The following is a 17841-nucleotide window of genomic DNA, read 5'->3' as shown; positions in this document are numbered from 1 at the left end:
GCAGAACATTTAAGTACAGAGATCAGTGCAGGAGTAACCGTGGACGATTTTAACCAGCAACTTTCCCTGGTGGTGCTCAACAGCGAACAGCTCGACGGCAGCCAGCAGGTGCAGTACCGCTTCGACGAGATGGGGGGGACCCTGGGCGCCTCCGAGCAGGATGACTGGCAGCTGCGGGACAGGTTGGGGGCCGTGCTGCCCGCCCACGCCCGCATCGAGCTCAACGACGGTCGCTTCTGCCTGTGCGATCTGAGCGGCCAGACCTACATCAATGGCGCCACCTCACCCATCGGGCGGGCCCGCAAGGTGCATCTGGAACAGGGGGACGAGCTCATCGTCGGCCCGTTCCGGCTGCGTACCTACCTGGGGGCCATCACCCCGGAGCAGAGCCTGCAGCAGGTGCTGGGCAATCGTGCCACCGAGCAGCTCGACGAGTGGCTGACCGGTGATGAGCCCGCCGCCCGGGCCGATGATCCGCGCACCTTGGCGGCCGATCCCCTGCTGGCACTGCAACAGGAGCGCCGGACCCCAAATTCGTTGATGGATGGCTTGCCAACAGCTGGCGTGCCGACGGATGGCCCGCTGGCGGATAGTCGCCTGCAGGCTTCACCGCGTTCACAGCCGGATGTGGACGTTCCCCCCCTTGCCCCCTTTTCTGCTGTCGAGAACACCATGAACCAAGAATTTCTGGATATGCCCAGCATCGAGAACCACCCCGATTATCAGCTGTCGCTGGACGGCGTCGATCACGTGGCCCTGACCCCGCTGATGCGTGGCCTGGGTCAGCCCTTGCAACTGCAGGACACTCAGCAGGCCCACGACATGCTCGAAGAGATGGGCAAGACGGTGCGGGCCATGGTGGAGGGGTTGCTGCAGTTGCAAACCGAACAGGCGGCGCTGGCGGACAAGCATCTGCGCCCCATCGAGGACAACCCGCTGCGCCTGGGTCTTGACTATGACGAGACCCTGGCGGTGCTGTTTGCCGAGCAGAAGAGCCCGGTCCACCTGAGCGCGCCGGCGGCGGTGACCGAGAGCCTGCACAACGTGCGTATTCACCACGTGGCGAACCAGCAGGCCATCGGCGCGGCGCTGGACAGTATTCTGCAAGCCTTCTCGCCCGAGGCGCTGATCGGCCGGTTCGAACAATACCGCCGCAGCGGCGCGCCGGGCATGACCGATGAAGGCTGGGCCTGGAACATGTACCAGCACTACTACCGCGAGCTCACCTCCGCCCGCCAGCAGGGGTTCGACAAGCTGTTCCATCAGGTGTATGCCCAGGCCTATGACCAGGCCGTGCGTCAGCAACAGGGACTGATTTGATGATACGTGCGCTGATGCTGGGGGCGGCTCTGCTGGCCCTGGCTGGCTGTACCACCATGGGCAAGATGGCCGACGTCGCCATGAACCCGGATATCCAGGTGGGCAGCAATGACAGTCAACCCTCCACCCTGGGGCTGAGCCTGCTGGCGGAGCCTGACGTCAACCCCAACGAGAGCGGGGAGGCGGCGCCCATCGAGTTTCAGGTGGTGCTGCTGGCCGAGGATTCCAAGCTGCTCGCCACCGACTACGACCAGGTGACGGCAGATGTCGAGAAGGCCCTTGGCAAGAACTACCTTGACCATCAGGACTACACCCTGCTGCCGGGCCAGTTCAAATACCTGCCCCCCGTCAAGCTCGACGAGAAGACCCGTTACATCGGCGTGATCGCACGCTACGCCGACCCGGACAGTGCCGAGTGGCGCAAGGTCATCAAGATCAAGAGCAAGGGCGCGGCTTATCAAATCCTGGTGCACCTGCGCCTGGATGAAGTGGAACTGCAAAAAGAAGAATAACCATGTCGAGTCGAAATCGGGTTATCTGGCGTGAGGGGCTCTTCATCAAGCCCCAGCACTTCCAGCAACAACAAAGGCATTCGGACTACGCACTGCACGCTCGCCTGAGCGCGCTGTCCGACTATTTCTACGGCTTGCAGTCGCTCGCCATCAACGAGGATTACCTGGGCTTTGGTCGCATCGCCCTGGTAGGGGCCACCGGTATCCTGCCGGACGGAACCGTGTTCAACATCCCCAACGACGACATGTTGCCGACCCCGCTGGAGATCACCGATGCCTCGGTGGCCAACCAGAAGGTCTATCTGGCGCTGCCGCTCTCGGTAAGCGGCGTCAACGAGGTGGGGCAGGGCGGCCAGGTGGCTACCCGCCTGCAGGCCCATCGCCACGACGTGCGCGACCTGCACAGCGAAGGGGGGGACGTGGTCTCCCTCGAAGTGGGGCGGGTCAGCCTGCGGCTGATGCTGGAGCGTGAAGATCGCAGCGCCTACGCCTCCTTGGCGATTGCCCGCATTCTGGACAAACGTCCGGACGGCGGTCTGGTGCTGGATCCCAACTTCATGCCCTGCAGCATCAGCGTCTCCGCCATCCCGACCCTCAAGCGCTTCCTCGGCGAGTCGGCCGGTCTCGTGGCCGAGCGGGCCCGCAGCCTCTCCCAGCGGATCGCGGCGCCCGGTCAGCAAGGGGTGGCCGACGTGGCCGAGTTCATGATGTTACAGCTCCTGAACCGGGCCCAGCCCCAGCTCTCCCATCTGGCGCGCCTGGGTACCCTGCACCCGGAGCGGCTGCACGAGTCGCTGGTGCAACTGTGCGGCGAGCTGATGACCTTCACTGACGAGTCCCGCCTACCGCCGGAGTTCCCGGCCTATCGTCACGACGATCAGCAGGTGAGCTTCGAGCCGGTGATGCTGGCCTTGCGCCAGGCGCTCAGTACCGTGCTGTCGCCGCGTGCCGTCTCCATCCAGCTGCGCAAGCACCAGTACGGCATCATGGTGGCCATGGTGAACGAAAGCGAGCTGATGAAAAGCGCCGACTTCGTGCTGGCGGTGCGCGCCCGCATGCCGCAGGAGCAGTTGCGCAAGCAGCTGCTGCAGCAGACCAAGGTGGCCTCCAGCGACAAGATCCGCGAGCTCATCAGCCTGCAACTGCCCGGCATCCCGCTGCTGCCGCTGCCGGTGGCGCCGCGCCAGCTGCCCTATCACGCCGGTTACAGCTACTTCCAGCTCGACCGGCAGAGCCCGGCCTGGCAGATGCTGGCGGTCAGCAACACCCTTGCCTTCCACATCGCCGGCGACTTCCCCGAGCTCGACATGCAGCTCTGGGCCATTCGCAGCCAGTGATCGCACCAAGGAATAAGCAGAGATGACCACGGACATTATCAAGAACGAGCAACTCAGCGACCTGCTGTTCGATCACGCCGAGCAGCTGGACATGGATTCGGACTACTGGTTCCGCCTGCGCGGCCAGAGCATCAACCCGATGATCGACGCGGTGACCCCCTTGCTGGGGCTGGTGCAGCGGGTGCGCCTGCTGTCGCGCTACGACCGGGTGCCCGAGCTCTATCAGCGGGTGGTGACCGAAATCCAGGCCATCGAACAGGAGCTGATGGCCCAGGGGTACGAGAACGGGGTGGTGCTGTCGTTTCGCTACATCCTCTGCACCTTCATCGACGAGGCCGTGATGGGGCGCGACTGGGGCAGCCAGAGCGAGTGGTCCCAGCACTCCCTGCTGGCCCGCTTCCACAACGAGACCTGGGGCGGCGAGAAGGTGTTCGTGCTGCTGGCGCGCCTGCAGGAAGACCCGGTGCGCTACCGCGACATTCTGGAGTTCATCTACCTGTGCCTCTGCCTCGGTTTCGAGGGGCGCTACAAGGTGATGAGCCAGGGACGGGAAGAGTTCGAGCGTATCGTGCGCCAGCTGCAAAAGCAGTTGGCGCCCGAGGCTGGTGGCGAGGCGCCCAGCGTGTTTCACCTCGATCTGGGGCAGCAGGCCTCCCGCTATCAGCTGCGCAAGCAGGTTTCCCTGCGCAGCCTGTTCATGGGCGGGGCGCTGATCCTGGCGCTGATCTTCGGCCTCTATCACCATCAACTCAATAACCAGACCCAGGACGTACTGCGTCAACTGGGCGAATTATTAAAATAAATACTTAAGGAGAGCACGCCTTGATTCGTATAGAGCTACCGGTACTGGTGGAAAGACTCAACCCCATCTGCCGTCACATGCTGGAGGAGGCTGCGGCCCTCTGTGTCAATCACCAGGGGGCCGAGATCCGCATCGAGCACCTGCTGCTCAAGATGCTGGAAACCCCGCTGAGCGACGTGCGCCAGATCCTGAAGGTGGCAGAGGTGGAGGTGGAAGAGCTCAAGACCCTGCTGCAGCCGTCCGCTGCCGATGGCAGCTATGGCCAGTGTTACCCCTCCTTCTCGCCCATGCTGGTGGAGTGGCTGCAAGACAGCTGGCTGCTCGCCTCTGCCGAGCTGCAACATGCCCAGCTGCGCAGCGGCGTCATGCTGTTGGTGCTGCTGATGACCCCCCAGCGTTATCTGCCGGGCTCGGTGACCCGCCTGCTTGCCAAGGTCAATCGCGAGCTACTGCGCCAGCAGTTTGATGAGTGGGTCAAGGAGTCCGCCGAGACGCAAGTGATCACAGCCCCGGGCGGCAAGACGGCCCAGGCCGCTCTGCCGGCCGATGCCAGCCTGCTGGCCCGTTTTACCGTCAACGTGACCGAACAGGCCCGCCAGGGCAGCCTGGATCCCGTGCTCTGCCGGGATCACGAAATCGACCTGATGATCGACATCCTCTCCCGTCGTCGCAAGAACAACCCCATAGTCGTGGGGGAGGCCGGGGTCGGCAAGAGCGCCCTCATCGAGGGGCTGGCCCTGCGCATGGTGGCGGGTCAGGTGCCCGAGAAGCTGCGCGGGGTCGAGCTGATGACGCTGGATCTCGGCGCCATGCAGGCCGGCGCCTCGGTCAAGGGGGAGTTCGAGAAACGCTTCAAGGGGGTGATGCAGGAGGTCAAGGGCGCCGTGCAACCAGTCATCCTCTTCATCGACGAGGCGCACACCCTGATCGGGGCCGGCAACCAGGCCGGCGGGCTGGATGTCTCCAACCTCATCAAGCCGGCGCTGGCCCGGGGCGAGCTGCGCACCATCGCCGCCACCACCTGGGGCGAGTACAAGAAATACGTGGAAAAAGACGCGGCCCTGTCGCGCCGCTTCCAGCTGGTGAAGGTCGGTGAGCCCGATGCCGACGAGGCCACCGTGATCCTGCGCGGCCTGCGCAGCATCTACGAGAAGGCCCACGGGGTGCTGATCGACGAGGAGGCGCTGCAGGCCGCCGCCCAGCTCTCCGCCCGCTACATCTCCGGCCGTCAGTTGCCGGACAAGGCTATTGACGTGCTCGACACCGCCTGTGCCCGGGTGGCCATCAATCTCACCACGCCGCCGCGCGCGGTCAGCCACCTGCAAAACGCGCTGCGCCAGCGCGAGCTGGAGATCCGCCAGCTGGAGCGCCAGAGCCTGATCGGCCTCGGTGACAACGCAGAGCGCCTGGCCGAACTGAAGGCGGCCCAGCAGGCTTGCCGCGAAGAACTGGCCGAGCAGGAGGCCCGCTGGCAGCAGCAGCAGGGGCTGGTGCACCAGATTGTCGAGCTGCGCGCAGCCCTGCTGGCCGATCAGCAGGATGAGATGCTGGCCAGAGAGGCGCTGGATCTCGCCGATGCGCCCCTCGATCCGCAGGCCGCTGCCGAGCAGCTGGCCACCCTCGAGCGCGAGCTGGCCGAGTTGCAGCAGGGGCAAGTGCTGGTCTCCGCCCACGTCGACAAGACCCAGATTGCCGCCGTCATCGCCGAGTGGACCGGGGTGCCGCTCAATCGCATCTCGCAAGGGGAGCTCGATGTGGTGACCCGTCTGCCGGAATACCTCGGCGAGCTCATCAAGGGGCAGGATGTGGCGGTGGCCCACCTGCACAAGCACCTGCTGACCGCGCGCGCCGACCTGCGTCGTCCCGGCCGTCCGCTGGGCGCCTTCCTGCTGGTGGGACCGAGCGGGGTCGGCAAGACCGAAACCGTGCTGCAGATTGCCGAGCTGATGTTCGGTGGCCGCCAGTATCTGACCACCATCAACATGTCCGAGTATCAGGAGAAGCACACCGTTTCGCGCCTCATCGGCTCGCCGCCCGGCTACGTCGGTTTCGGTGAGGGGGGCGTGCTGACCGAGGCGATTCGGCAGAAGCCTTATTCCGTGGTGCTGCTGGACGAGGTGGAGAAGGCTCACCCGGACGTGCTCAACCTCTTCTATCAGGCGTTCGACAAGGGCGAGCTGGCGGACGGGGAAGGGCGCATCATCGACTGCAAGAACGTGGTCTTCTTCCTCACCTCCAACCTCGGTTTCCAGACCATAGTCGATCACGCCGAGCAGCCCGACGTGCTGCTGGATGCCCTCTATCCGGAGCTCGCCGCCTTCTTCAAGCCGGCGCTGCTGGCGCGCATGGAGGTGATCCCCTATCTGCCGCTCGGTCACGACACGCTGGTGCAGATCGTCGGCGGCAAGCTCAACCGGTTGGTCAAGCTGCTCAAGGAGCGCTTCGGCGCCGAGGTGGTGCTGGACGATGAGGTGGCCGAGGAGATCCTGCTGCGGGCCAATCGCAGCGAGAACGGCGCCCGCATGCTGGAATCCGTCATCGACGGTGCCCTGCTGCCGCCGGTCTCCCTGCAACTGCTGCAGCGCCTCTCGGCCGGTGAACCCATCAAGCGCGTCCACTTTTCCGTGGCCGATCACCAGTTCGTGGCCGAGGTGGGGGCTTGAGTATGGAGCAAGCCCTCGCATTTGCCCTGGCCCTCACTGCCCAGCGCGATGAGCCGCATCTGTGCCACTGGTGGAGCTCGACCCTTCATTCCAGCTTCCAACCCAAGGGGCTGCTGCTCGGCATGCTGGATGTGAGCGGCCGCCAGCTGGAGTGCAAAGGCTGGGTCAGGGGGAAGGAAGTGACGCTGGGGCTGGCGGTGGACGATTTTTCCCATCCGCTTGCCTATGTGCTGCACAAGGCCCAATCCCGCACCTGGGACTCCCTCTATGGCGGTGCCCGCATCGAGCACGCCGGTTTTCGCGCACTGCTGGCCGACCTTGGCCAGCAGTGCGGCCTGCACGCCTATCCGCTGCTGGATGGCAACGGCAAGCCGTTTGCCGTGCTGGCCCTGATGGATGAGGGGGAGGTGCTGCGGGCCTGGGCCGACGGCCCCGAGCTGGCCCAGCTCTCCCAGGTCTTTTGCAACCAGCTCACCCTCATTCGCGATCTCGGCCGCAGCCGACGGGATCAGGGGGTACTGCGCGACTCCCTGCGCCAAATGAAGGGAGAGGGGGAGCGGCTGCGTCAGCACGAGAAGCTGCTCGGCGATCAGCTGGTCGGCCAGTCGGCGGTGATCCGCGGGCTGCGCGAGCAGATCAATCAGGCTGGCCAGCACAAGCTGACCGTGCTGATCCAGGGGGAGACCGGCAGCGGCAAGGAGGTGGTGGCACGGCTGGTGCACCAGTGCTCCGATCGCGCCAACAAGCCCTTTGTCGCCATCAACTGCGCCGCCATCCCGGAGAACCTCATCGAGAGCGAGCTGTTCGGCTACCAGAAGGGGGCCTTCTCCGGCGCCCTTGCCAACAAGACCGGGCTGGTGGCCCAGGCCAACGGCGGCACCCTGTTTCTGGACGAAGTGGGGGATATGCCCGCCGCCATGCAGGCCAAGCTGCTGCGGGTGCTGGAAACCCGCAGTTACCGGCCGCTCGGGGCCGAGCAGGAATATCACTCCGATTTTCGCCTCATCGCCGCCACCCATCAGCCGCTCACCCGTCATGTGGAGGAGGGGCGGTTTCGGGCCGACCTCTACCACCGCCTCTGCCAGTGCCTGCTGCTGATCGCCCCCCTGCGCGAACACATGGATGATGTGCCGCTCTTGTGCCAGCACTTCATGGCCCAGTTTGCCGCCCAGGATGGCAAGACGCTCGCCGGCTTGCAGCGCAAGTTCTTGAAACAGCTGCAGACCTATGACTTCCCCGGCAACGTGCGCGAGCTGCGCAATCTGCTGGAGGTAGCCTGCGCCCATACCCGCTCCGGGGAGGAGGTGGGGCTGGAGGCGCTGCCGCCAGAGCTGCGCGAACGGGTCTGCGTCGAGCTGCCCGGCTACATGGACGACTACAACCACATCCGCGATCTGCGCCGGGCCATGCAGCAGTACGAGGCCTCCGTCATCGAGGCGCGGCTGCGCCACTTCCACGGCAACCGGATGCTGGTGGCCGAGAGTCTCAACATTCCCAAGCGCACCCTGGATCACAAGTGCCAGAAACTGGAGGTGAACTGATGAGCCTCATCGCCCTATTGCCTCTGCTGCTGGCCACCAGTGCGGCTGAGGCACCGCTGGACATGGCGCGCTGGCAGGCCTGCCGGCAAGAGCCCTCGCCGCTGGTGCGACTCGCCTGCTACGACGCCATCGGCAATGGCGCGGCCAGTGCCACCGAAGGGGATTCCCCCAAATCGGCGGCCTGGCAGGCCATCTGGGCCCAGGAGCAGGCCCGCACGCCAGCGAGTGCGCCCTTCCTGCTGCAAAGTGACGCCGGCAGTGGCAGTGAAACCCTCACCCGTCCGGCGCTGCGCGGCGCGACGCTCTCCATCGGCTGCGTCGACAGCATCACCCATATCCGGCTGCGGCTGGATCAGCCCTGGAGCGGCGAGAAGGTGCAGGTCGAGCTGGATGGTCAGCCGAGTGCCGGCTCCCAGAGCTGGTTTATTCGGGATCAGGGTCTGTTGCTGGAATATGGCCGCGGTCTGCCCGCCATCGAGGAGCTCAAACGCTGGCTGGGCCATCGCGAGCTGCAGGTGCGGGCCGACAACGGTGCCCTCTTGCGGGTCGATTTGAGCGGCCTGAAAGAGGCGCTGGCACCGCTGCGTCAGCAGTGCCGCTGGTAGGGGGGGAAGATGAGCTATCAACACCCCTGGTGTGCACGCCTGCTCACCAGCCTGCCGGATGAACAGATAAGAGGCGCGGTGCTGGCCGACGAGCCGCGCTGGGACTATGTGGAGACCGAGCTGGTCAAGCTGGGATCCCTCGCTCACAGCCAGGTCGATCTCAATGCGGTGGCCGAGGCCTGCCTCGGCTTGCTGGAGAGCCGCACCAAGGACATGCGGGTGCTGGCCCAGTTGCTGCGCTGTCTGCAGCACCCGGCCAAGGCGACCCCGCTGGGAGCGGCGATCAGCCTGCTGGAGGCCTGGATCCAGGCTTACTGGCTGCTGGCCTGGCCCGGCAATGCCAGCCAGAAACAGCGGCTGATGGTGCAGATCGTCAAGCGCTTCGAAGGGGCCCTGCCGCGCATCTGCGAGAGCGCCTCGGCAGCCGAGCTGGCCCAGTTGCTGGCCCAGGCCGAGCAGCTGGAGCGGGTCTGGCTGGCGCAGTGTCCCGACAAGGGGGAGCTGCTCGACCCGCTGGTGATGGGGCTGAAGCGGGCCCAGCGCCAGCAGGTGGCACAGGCGCAGGCTGATGCTGCTGGGCAGCCTCAGAGCAGCGGCGCGGCGGCAACGGGCTCCCCGGCCTCGGTGGCGTCGACCGCCAGCGGTGCCGGCGCCATGGTGCTCAGCGGCGGTGGTGGCAGTGCCGGCATCGACGTCGACAGTTCCAACGATCGCGCCTGGCGCCAGACCCAGCTCAAGGTGGCTGAGCTCCTGATCGAGCGCCAGCCGGAGGTGGCTGTGGGCTATCGGCTGCGCCGTCATGCCGTCTGGGCCGGGATCACGGCGGTCCCCATGAGCGGGGCGGGCAATAAAACCCCGCTGGCGCCCATGTCGGCGGACATGGTGGACGAGTACCGCGCCGCCATGAACGCCCCTGATCAGGGGCTCTGGCAGCGCATCGAGCAGAGCCTGACCCTGGCTCCTTACTGGTTCGAGGGGCACAGGCTTTCGGCCGAAGTGGCCCAAAAGCTCGGTTTCGGAGCGGTGGCCCTAGCGATCGCCGAGGAGCTCGGCGCTTTTCTGCAGCGCCTGCCGGCCCTGCGGGAGCTCGCCTTCAGCGACGGCTCGCCGTTTCTCTCCCCCGAGTGCAGCCGCTGGCTGCAACCGGCCAAGGGCGGCAGTGCCGGCAGTGGCGAAGCTGGGCTGGCCGAGGAGGTCGCCCAGCGTCACGGCGAGCAGGGGGTTGCAGCGGCGCTCGCCTTGCTCGATGAGCGGATTGCGCAGTTGAAAGAGCCAAGAGATCGCTTCCACGCCTTGCTGGTGCAGGCGGAGCTGTTGGCGCAGGAAGGCATGGAGGCGCTTGCGCGCCAGCACTATCAACACTTGTGGCAAGAGGCCAGTCGCCTCGGGTTGTCGCACTGGGAGCCCGGGCTGGTCAACCGCCTGGAGAGCCTGGCGGCGCCGTTGTCGAAATGAGTGCCGAAATGAGTCATTGAGTTGGAGTTGGATCACATTTTATGTTCAAAACCATTTTTACTTTTCTGCGGCAACAGCTGCCGAAATTGAAACCCTCCTGGCCCCTGCTCGGTGCTGTGCTCTGGGTGCTCGCCCTCATCCTGGTGTGGTGGCTGGGCCCTCGTCTCGAGCTGCGCGGCGCCAAGCCGTTCGAGCCGCTGTGGGGGCGGGTGGTGTTCACCCTGCTCTGGCTCTGGCTGCTGCTGGGGGTAGTCTCCTGGCGGGTGTGGCGCAAGATGCAGCAGCTCAAGGCCGAGCGTCAGCACGAACAGGTGCTGGAGCAGGATCCGGTCAAGGGGCTCATCGACAGGCAGGCGCTGTTCCTCGATCGCTGGCTGCAGGCGCTGAATACCCATCTGGGCAAGGGGGCGCTCTACGCCATGCCCTGGTATCTGGTGCTGGGGCTGCCCGGCAGCGGCAAGAGCAGCCTCATTCACCGCGCCAACCCGGCCAACAAGCTCAACCCGAGACTCGACACCGAACTGCGCGACGTGGCACAGGATCAGCTGGTGGATTGCTGGCTGGGGGAACAGGCAGTGATGCTGGATCCCGCCGGGGTGCTGCTCTCCCAAAGCGAAGCCGAACTGGATCCGCAGGCCCGCAAGCATGAGCGGCTCTGGCTGCACCTGCTTGGCTGGCTCAATGAACACCGCCGTCGCCAGCCCCTCAACGGCCTGGTGCTGACCGTGGATCTGGCCTGGCTCTCCCACGCCAGCGTGGCCGAGCGCAAGGCCTATGCCCAGCTGATGCGCTCGCGCTTGCAGGAGGTGTCGGCCACCATGAATACCCGGTTGCCGCTCTATGTCACCTTCACCAAGCTCGATCTGCTGCGCGGCTTTGACGTGATCTACCAGCAGCTCGACAAGGAGGCCCGCGAGGCCGTGCTGGGGGTGACTTTTAAGCCGGGCGCAGACTGGCAGCAGGATCTGGCCCTGTTCTGGGATCAGTGGGTGGACAACCTCAACCAGAATCTGCCCGAGCTGATGCTGAGCCGGCTCGATGCTGCCCAGCGCAACGCGCTGTTCTCGTTCGTTCGCCAGCTGGCGGGGCTCAAGGATTACGTGACCAGCCTGCTGGCCGAGACTCTGGCCATCGAGGAGAGCAAGCCACTGTTGGTGCGCGGGGTTTATGTCAGCTCCGTCTATCAGCAGGGGGTGCCGTTCGATGCGTTTGCCCAGGCGGCCTCCCGTCGCTACAACCTGCCAGAGCCCATCCACTCGGCCCTGCGCGGGGAGTCGAACACCTATTTCGTGCGCCAGCTCTTCTCCTCCATCATCTTCCCGGAGGCCCATCTGGCCGGCGAGAACCGGCTGCACACCCTCTATCGCCGTCGCCGCATGGCCATTGGCATTGGCTGCCTGTCGCTCTTCTCGGCCGCCCTCATCGGTGGCTGGCACTACTTCTACCGGGTCAACGAGGAGGCGGGTCGCAACGTATTGACCAAGGCCCAGGCCTTCATGGAGACCAACGAGGTGGCCGACGCCCACGCCTTCGGGGTGAGCCAGCTGCCGCGCCTCAACCTCATTCGCGAGGCGACCCTCTCCTTTGGCAACTACCGCGAGCGCATGCCGCTGGTGGCCGACCTCGGCCTCTACCAGGGGGACGAAATTGGTCCTTATGTGGAGGGTTCCTACCTGCAACTGTTGAGCCTGCGCTTCCTGCCGGCCCAGATGCAGGGATTGCTGGCCGATCTCAACCAGGCGCCTGCCGGCAGCGAAGAGAAGCTCGCCATTTTGCGGGTGATGCGGATGCTGGATGATGCGTCCGGTCGCAACAAGGAGCTGGTGGCGCAGTACATGGCGAGCCGTTGGCAGAAGGCCTTCCCGGGGCAGGGTGCGGTGCAGGAGCAGCTGATGGGGCACCTGGACTATGCCCTCGACCACACCAACTGGTATGGCGCCAGGGCTGAGCGGGATCAGGCCGCCATCACCGCCTTCGTGCCGTTCAAGGAGCCGGTCTACGGTGCCCAGCGCGAGCTCGGCAAGCTGCCCATGTATCAGCGGGTCTACCAGAATCTGGTGGTGAAAGCGGGCGATGTGCTGCCGCCGGATCTCAACGTCCGTGACGAGGTGGGCCCCACCTTCGACACAGTGTTTGCCCTGCGCAGCGACAACGCCGGCCAGGTGCCGCGCCTGCTGACCTGGCCCGGTTTCAACGACTTCTTCCTCAAACAAGACAAGGCCCTCATCGATCTCACCGCGATGGATGCCTGGGTGCTGGGCCAGCGCAAGCTGAGCCAGCTGAGCGAGGCGGATCGCAAGGAGATCACCCGTCAGGTCAACGACCGTTACGTCACCGATTACGTCAACCAATGGCAAAAACTGCTGACCAATCTGGACGTGCAGACCCTGGAGAACCCGGAGCAGGCGCTGGACGTGCTCGCCGCCATCACCGGCAACGATCAGCCGTTCCAGCGAGTGCTGGCCTCGCTGGATGACAACACCCGCATTCGCAAGATCTCCGACATGGAAGGGGACCCGGCCCAGGCCATCAGCGCCCGCATCGGTCGCCCCTTTATGGCCACTAATGGAGTATTGGCTGGACGTGGTGAGCAGGGACCGCTCATTCAGGAGGTCAACCAGAAGCTGGTGGAGCTGCAGCACTACCTGGAGCTCATCGTCAACGCCACCGAGCCGGGCCAGTCCGCCTTGAAAGCGGTGCAGCTGCGCATGACCAACAAGTACGCCGATCCGGTGTTCGCGCTGCAGCAATATGCCCGCAGCCTGCCGGCCCCGCTCGATCGCTGGGTGGGTCAGCTCTCCGAGCAGAGCTCCCGACTGGTGATCGACCTGGCCATGTCCTCCCTCAACCAGGAGTGGCAGGACAAGGTGCTGGCCCCCTTCAACAGCCAGCTGGCCGGCCGTTATCCGTTTGATCCGAGCTCGAGCAAGGACGTTCCCCTCTCCGAGATGGAGCGCTTCTTTGCGCCGGGCGGGACGCTGGACAGCTTCTATCAGGTCAACCTCAAACCCATGGTGGAGAGCGGTCTGATGGAAGGGGAGTTCAGCTCGCCCATCCAGGCCGAGCTGGTCAAGCAGCTGGACCGTGCGGCCCGCATCCGTCAGATCTTCTTCAGTCAGCAGGGCAACCTGGAGGTGCAGTTCGCCCTCGAGCCCATTGAGCTCACCGCCAACAAGCGGCGCAGCGTGCTGAACCTGGACGGCCAACTGCTGGAATACGCCCACGGCCGTCGTACCAAGATCCCGCTGGTGTGGCCCAACACCATGCGCGACGGGGCCGAGAGCAAGATCACCCTGGTGCCGGCCGCCCGCGAGCGTTCACCGCGCAGTGAAGGCTTCGTCGGCCCCTGGGCTATGTTCCGCCTGATGGACAAGGGGGAGCTGACCCAGGTCAATGACGCCACCTTCGATGTGCGCTTCCCGGTGGATCAGGGGGCCATGACCTATCGCGTCTACACCGACAGCGCGCAAAACCCCTTCACCGGCGGCCTGTTCAGCCAGTTCAGACTGCCCGAATCCCTCTATTGATCGCGTCGGGGGCACGCTGTGCCCCCTTCCTGCGTTGGAAGTCCATATGTCACAGAATCAACAAGGTCAGCAGGCCCTGAAAGTGGGGCGCGACCCCAGGATGTTGCCGGAGTACGAGGCGCTGCGGGCCGAGATCAACAAGCTCAGCCACGCTTCGCGCCCTGAGGTGGACTGGCAGCGGATCCATCAGCTGGCCAGCCTCATCTTCGAAAAACACGGGGTGGATCTGCAGACCGCAATCTACTTCACCCTGGCCCGTTCGCGTCTGCAGGGGCTGAGCGGTTTTACCGAAGGGTGCGAGTTTCTCGCCAACCTCATCGTCACCCAGTGGGAGAGCTTCTGGCCGCCGGTCCATCAGGAGCGGGCTCGCATCGAGATGCTCGACTGGTTCATCGCCCGTATCAGCGACGTCATTCGCCAGTACCAGATCAGCCACGAGGACAAGCGGCTGATCTATCGCTGCGAGCGGGCGCTGCAGCTCATCAGCGAGAAGCTGCACAATGCGGATCTGAGCCGCATTCCCCGAGTTGAAAACCTGGTGCACTTCATCGAGGGGTATACCCACCTGTTCGATGAGACCGAGATCGTCATCGTCTCCGACGAGCCGGGCCTCAAGGAGGATCTGCAGATCCCGCCCATGGTGTTCTTTAAGTCCGACATGGAGAGTGATCACGGTGGCACGGTCTCGGCATCGACCCCGCACCTGCCCCAGGGCAGCATTCTGGTGGGGCGCGAGAAGGGGCAGGTCAAGCCCACCGTGCTGAAGATTGAGCAGCACCGCCGGCAGCGTCCCGCCTGGTTCTGGTTTGGCTGTGGCCTGCTCAGCTGCGCCCTGCCAGTGATGGGCTGGCTCGGCTGGCAGCAACATCAGCAGGAGAAAACCGTGGCGGCCCAGCGCCTGGTACAGCCGGCCGCCGAGCTGCCCCGAGCCCTCAGCTACGACGACATTCGCCAGGCGCGCATCGTGCTGGGGGAGCAGACCCTGCAGAACATGGAGAGCGATCTGGTGGCCCGCTACCAGAACCAGTTGACCCGGCTCGAGCAGACGTCGCCGCTCTACTGGTATCGCTACGGCGAGGGGCTGCGCAACTCGTTGCAGATGCTCTATCCCGACTCACTGGCGGTCAAGGCGCTGGACAAGCAGTGGCAGACGCAGCTTGGTAGCCAGCAGGGGGACGTCATCAGCGTGCCCACCTACCTGGATGCCCGCGCCGGGGTGGATGCCCTGCTCGATCAGCTGCTGGAGCTGGAGCGCCAGCGCAAGACGGTGACCATCTCCTACCTCAAATCGCAGCTCTACGAAGTGCAGAAGAACCTGATGCAGAACATCCCGTTCAGTTTGCGCCTCGGTGAACTGGAGGCGAGAAAAGCCTCCCAGGAGCCCATCACGGCAGCGGAGCTAAAAAGCCTGGAAAATGATCTGAAAGCGCTCAACATCCGCCTCTATCAGCTGCAACAGGGCGCTTCCGGTAGCTGAACGTGCTGTTATGAGCAAGAAGTTGCGCAAGCTGTAGTGAGTTTGACTGGCAAGGCAAGGTTTGCCGGGAAACTTGCCCTGTCTTGCGCAATGGATTGCAGCAGATTGGTCAGATGACGCGAGCCTGAATCGTAATTGACTGATTTTTAATGTGATTGTGGGCGACTTTGCCATGGCATGGAGGCTGCTGGGTCGCCGTCTCAACTGTCTCTGCACCAGGCTGCGCTTGCACCATGGTTGCCCCACGGAGAATCCAGATGTGTCCTTCTATTGCATTGCTCGGTGACATCGGCACCGACCACGAGGGTTTCCACCCATCCCCCGTGATTGCCGCCAGCCCCGATGTGTTCCTCGATGGCAAGCCGGTGGCCCGCCAGGGTGATCCGCTGGCCCCCCACGACAAACCCAACAATCCACCCCATCCGCGCAGCATCTCGGGCGGGGTCGGCTCTGTGCTGGTCAACGGCAAGCCCATCGCCGTGACCGGCACCGCCGTCGGCTGCGGCGGTGTGGTGATTGGTTCGGGCAGTGGACAGGCAGGTTAAGGAGCGCTTCATGGCAGACAGCACAGGATTACAATTTACCGTCAAGGTAGGGGCCCTGCCCGAGAGCACTTTCGTGGTGGCCGAGTTTGCGCTGGATGAAGCGCTCAACCGGCCGTTCATCCTGCGCCTGGAGCTGGCGAGTGCCCAGCCCGACATCGACTTTGGCGCCGTGCTGGACCAGCCGTGCGAGCTGCTGGTCTGGTACAACGGCGAACTGCAGCGTCGGGTGTGCGGGGTGGTCAGTGACTTCGCGCAGGGTGACAGCGGTTTTCGCCGCACCCGCTATCAGCTCATGGTGCAGCCGGCTCTGTGGCGGCTGTCACTTCGCCAGAACTCCCGCATCTTCCAGGCGCAAAAGCCCGATGAAATCCTCTCCATCCTGTTGCAAGAACACGGCATCACCGACTACGCCTTTGCGCTGAAAAACGAGCACGCCAAGCGGGAATACTGCGTTCAGTATCGTGAAACCGACCTCGATTTCGTGAACCGCCTCGCCGCCGAAGAGGGGATGTTCTACTTCCATGAATTCGAGGCGGGCAAGCACCGCATCGTCTTTGCCGACGACGCGGCCGCCCTGACCGCTGGCCCCGAGCTCTTCTTCAACCTCGGCAACCACTCTCTGGAGCAGGGGCCCTATGTACGCCAGTTCCACTACCGGGAGGCGGTGCGCCCCTCGGATGTGGAGCTCAAAGACTACAGCTTCAAGACCCCGGCCTACGGCCTCTCCCACAAGAAGGTGGGAGCTGAGCTGACCCACCAGCGCGATACTTACCAGCACTTCGATTTCCCGGGCCGTTACAAGCAGGATGGCAGCGGCAAGGCCTTTGCCCAGCACCGGCTGGATGCGCTGCGCAACGACGCAGTGGCGGGCAAGGCTAAGTCCAACAGTGCAGCTTTGCAGCCGGGGCAGACGTTTTCACTCACGGAACACCCCAATGGCAGCCTCAATACCGACTGGCAAATCGTGCGCATCCAGCACACCGGCTTGCAGCCGCAGGCGCTGGAAGAGGAGGGGGGCAGCGGCCCCACCGTCTATCACAACGAATTCGGGGTGGTGAAAGCCAGCGCCACCTGGCGGGCGCGCATCGGTAGCCCCGAGGCGCCCCACAAGCCGATGGTGGATGGCCCGCAAATCGCCATGGTGGTGGGGCCCGAAGGGGAGGAGATTTACTGCGACGAGCATGGCCGGGTGAAGCTGCAATTCCCGTGGGACAGATATGGCAGCTCCAACGACCAGAGCTCCTGCTGGGTGCGAGTCTCGCAAGGCTGGGCCGGTGGTCAATACGGCATGATGGCCATCCCGCGCATCGGCCACGAGGTCATCGTGAGTTTCCTGGAAGGGGACCCGGACCAGCCCATCGTCACCGGTCGCACCTATCACGCCACCAACCGGTCGCCCTACGAGTTGCCGGCCAACAAGACTCGCACCGTGCTGCGCACCGAGAGCCACCAGGGGGAGGGCTTCAACGAGCTGCGCTTTGAAGACCAGGCGGGGCAGGAAGAGATGTATATCCACGGTCAGAAAGACCTGAACCTGCTTATCGAGAATGATGCCGCTTGGCACATCAAGCACGACCAGCACACCGATATCGACAATGAGCGGGTGACCCGCATCAAGGCCAATGACCACCTGACGGTGGAGGGCGAGAAGCGTGACCAGATAAAAGCCGACTACTCGCTGACGGTGGATGCCAGTTTGCACCAGAAGTTGGGGCAATCCCTGCTGGTGGAAGCCGGGCAGGAAGTGCATATCAAGGTGGGCGACAAGCTGGTGCTGGAAGCGTGTTCTGAAATCACCCTCAAGGGAGGCGGCAGCTTTGTCAAAGTTGACCCGAGCGGCATCAAGCTGGTGGGCCCCGCCATCAAGCTCAATGCCGGCGGCAGCGCAGGTTCTGGCTCTGGCTGGGGGGGCAAGGCTCCCGTGGTGCCCAAGGGAGTAGAAGTTGTCAAAGCTCCCGAACCGGTTGAACTGGTCAAGGCTATCCCCACCGAGAAGGCGATGGAAGCGCTCTTGAAAGAAGAGAAGCCCGGTGCGTTTTACCTCTTTTCTGAATAAG

General features: G+C 64.3%; 12 protein-coding genes. All 12 read left to right on the top strand.

Features of this window, described 5'->3' with window-relative positions:
- Positions 1 to 39 precede the first annotated feature (39 nt).
- The 12 genes from tagH (at position 40) to CK627_RS16765 (ending at position 17840) form a co-directional block, all read left to right on the top strand.
- Positions 40 to 1320, top strand: coding sequence for a type VI secretion system-associated FHA domain protein TagH (gene tagH / locus CK627_RS16820; protein ID WP_042050940.1), 1281 nt, complete (start codon positions 40 to 42; stop codon positions 1318 to 1320).
- Positions 1320 to 1832 carry a type VI secretion system lipoprotein TssJ gene (gene tssJ / locus CK627_RS16815; protein WP_095592923.1) on the top strand — a complete coding sequence of 171 codons (513 nt, stop codon included), beginning with the start codon at positions 1320 to 1322 and terminating at the stop codon, positions 1830 to 1832. The genes tagH and tssJ overlap by 1 nt, the downstream gene beginning before the upstream one ends.
- 2 nt (positions 1833 to 1834) lie before the next feature.
- Positions 1835 to 3169 (top strand): type VI secretion system baseplate subunit TssK, encoded by a 1335-nt coding sequence (gene tssK / locus CK627_RS16810; RefSeq protein WP_017764290.1) that lies wholly within the window; start codon positions 1835 to 1837, stop codon positions 3167 to 3169.
- Between the two features lie 22 nt (positions 3170 to 3191).
- Positions 3192 to 3971 (top strand): type IVB secretion system protein IcmH/DotU, encoded by a 780-nt coding sequence (gene icmH, locus CK627_RS16805; protein WP_167385371.1) that lies wholly within the window; start codon positions 3192 to 3194, stop codon positions 3969 to 3971.
- A 20-nt stretch (positions 3972 to 3991) separates the two neighbouring features.
- Positions 3992 to 6634, top strand: a complete 2643-nt coding sequence (tssH, locus tag CK627_RS16800; RefSeq protein ID WP_095592922.1) for a type VI secretion system ATPase TssH — start codon at positions 3992 to 3994, stop codon at positions 6632 to 6634.
- A gap of 2 nt (positions 6635 to 6636) precedes the next feature.
- Entirely contained in the window at positions 6637 to 8175 is a 1539-nt protein-coding gene (gene vasH, locus CK627_RS16795; protein WP_095592921.1) for a sigma-54-dependent transcriptional regulator VasH, read from the top strand.
- Entirely contained in the window at positions 8175 to 8780 is a 606-nt protein-coding gene (gene vasI / locus CK627_RS16790) for a type VI secretion system-associated protein VasI (protein WP_095592920.1), read from the top strand. The genes vasH and vasI overlap by 1 nt, the downstream gene beginning before the upstream one ends.
- Before the next feature lie 9 nt (positions 8781 to 8789).
- The gene (tssA, locus tag CK627_RS16785; protein WP_095592919.1) at positions 8790 to 10235 is read left to right on the top strand and encodes a type VI secretion system protein TssA; all 1446 of its coding nucleotides are present in this window, start codon (positions 8790 to 8792) and stop codon (positions 10233 to 10235) included.
- A 41-nt stretch (positions 10236 to 10276) separates the two neighbouring features.
- The gene (gene tssM / locus CK627_RS16780; protein WP_095592918.1) at positions 10277 to 13762 is read left to right on the top strand and encodes a type VI secretion system membrane subunit TssM; all 3486 of its coding nucleotides are present in this window, start codon (positions 10277 to 10279) and stop codon (positions 13760 to 13762) included.
- A 46-nt stretch (positions 13763 to 13808) separates the two neighbouring features.
- Positions 13809 to 15239, top strand: coding sequence for a VasL domain-containing protein (locus CK627_RS16775; protein ID WP_017783133.1), 1431 nt, complete (start codon positions 13809 to 13811; stop codon positions 15237 to 15239).
- A 257-nt stretch (positions 15240 to 15496) separates the two neighbouring features.
- Positions 15497 to 15784, top strand: coding sequence for a type VI secretion system PAAR protein (locus tag CK627_RS16770; protein ID WP_005300007.1), 288 nt, complete (start codon positions 15497 to 15499; stop codon positions 15782 to 15784).
- 10 nt (positions 15785 to 15794) lie between these two features.
- Positions 15795 to 17840: a type VI secretion system Vgr family protein gene (locus CK627_RS16765; RefSeq protein WP_095592917.1), complete on the top strand. Its 2046-nt coding sequence runs from the start codon at positions 15795 to 15797 to the stop codon at positions 17838 to 17840.
- Position 17841 lies beyond the last annotated feature (1 nt).

The organism is Aeromonas dhakensis, assembly GCF_002285935.1.
GTDB classification, from domain to species: Bacteria; Pseudomonadota; Gammaproteobacteria; order Enterobacterales; family Aeromonadaceae; genus Aeromonas; species Aeromonas dhakensis.
This window is presented reverse-complemented; position numbering and strand designations above follow the sequence as displayed.

Coding starts and splice junctions, on each gene's coding strand:
- CK627_RS16765 (WP_095592917.1), top strand. CDS start 15,795: ATGGCAGACAGCACAGGATTACAATTTACCGTCAAGGTAGGGGCCCTG.
- tssK (WP_017764290.1), top strand. CDS start 1,835: ATGTCGAGTCGAAATCGGGTTATCTGGCGTGAGGGGCTCTTCATCAAG.
- tssJ (WP_095592923.1), top strand. CDS start 1,320: ATGATACGTGCGCTGATGCTGGGGGCGGCTCTGCTGGCCCTGGCTGGC.
- CK627_RS16775 (WP_017783133.1), top strand. CDS start 13,809: ATGTCACAGAATCAACAAGGTCAGCAGGCCCTGAAAGTGGGGCGCGAC.
- vasH (WP_095592921.1), top strand. CDS start 6,637: ATGGAGCAAGCCCTCGCATTTGCCCTGGCCCTCACTGCCCAGCGCGAT.
- tssA (WP_095592919.1), top strand. CDS start 8,790: ATGAGCTATCAACACCCCTGGTGTGCACGCCTGCTCACCAGCCTGCCG.
- icmH (WP_167385371.1), top strand. CDS start 3,192: ATGACCACGGACATTATCAAGAACGAGCAACTCAGCGACCTGCTGTTC.
- tssM (WP_095592918.1), top strand. CDS start 10,277: ATGTTCAAAACCATTTTTACTTTTCTGCGGCAACAGCTGCCGAAATTG.
- CK627_RS16770 (WP_005300007.1), top strand. CDS start 15,497: ATGTGTCCTTCTATTGCATTGCTCGGTGACATCGGCACCGACCACGAG.
- vasI (WP_095592920.1), top strand. CDS start 8,175: ATGAGCCTCATCGCCCTATTGCCTCTGCTGCTGGCCACCAGTGCGGCT.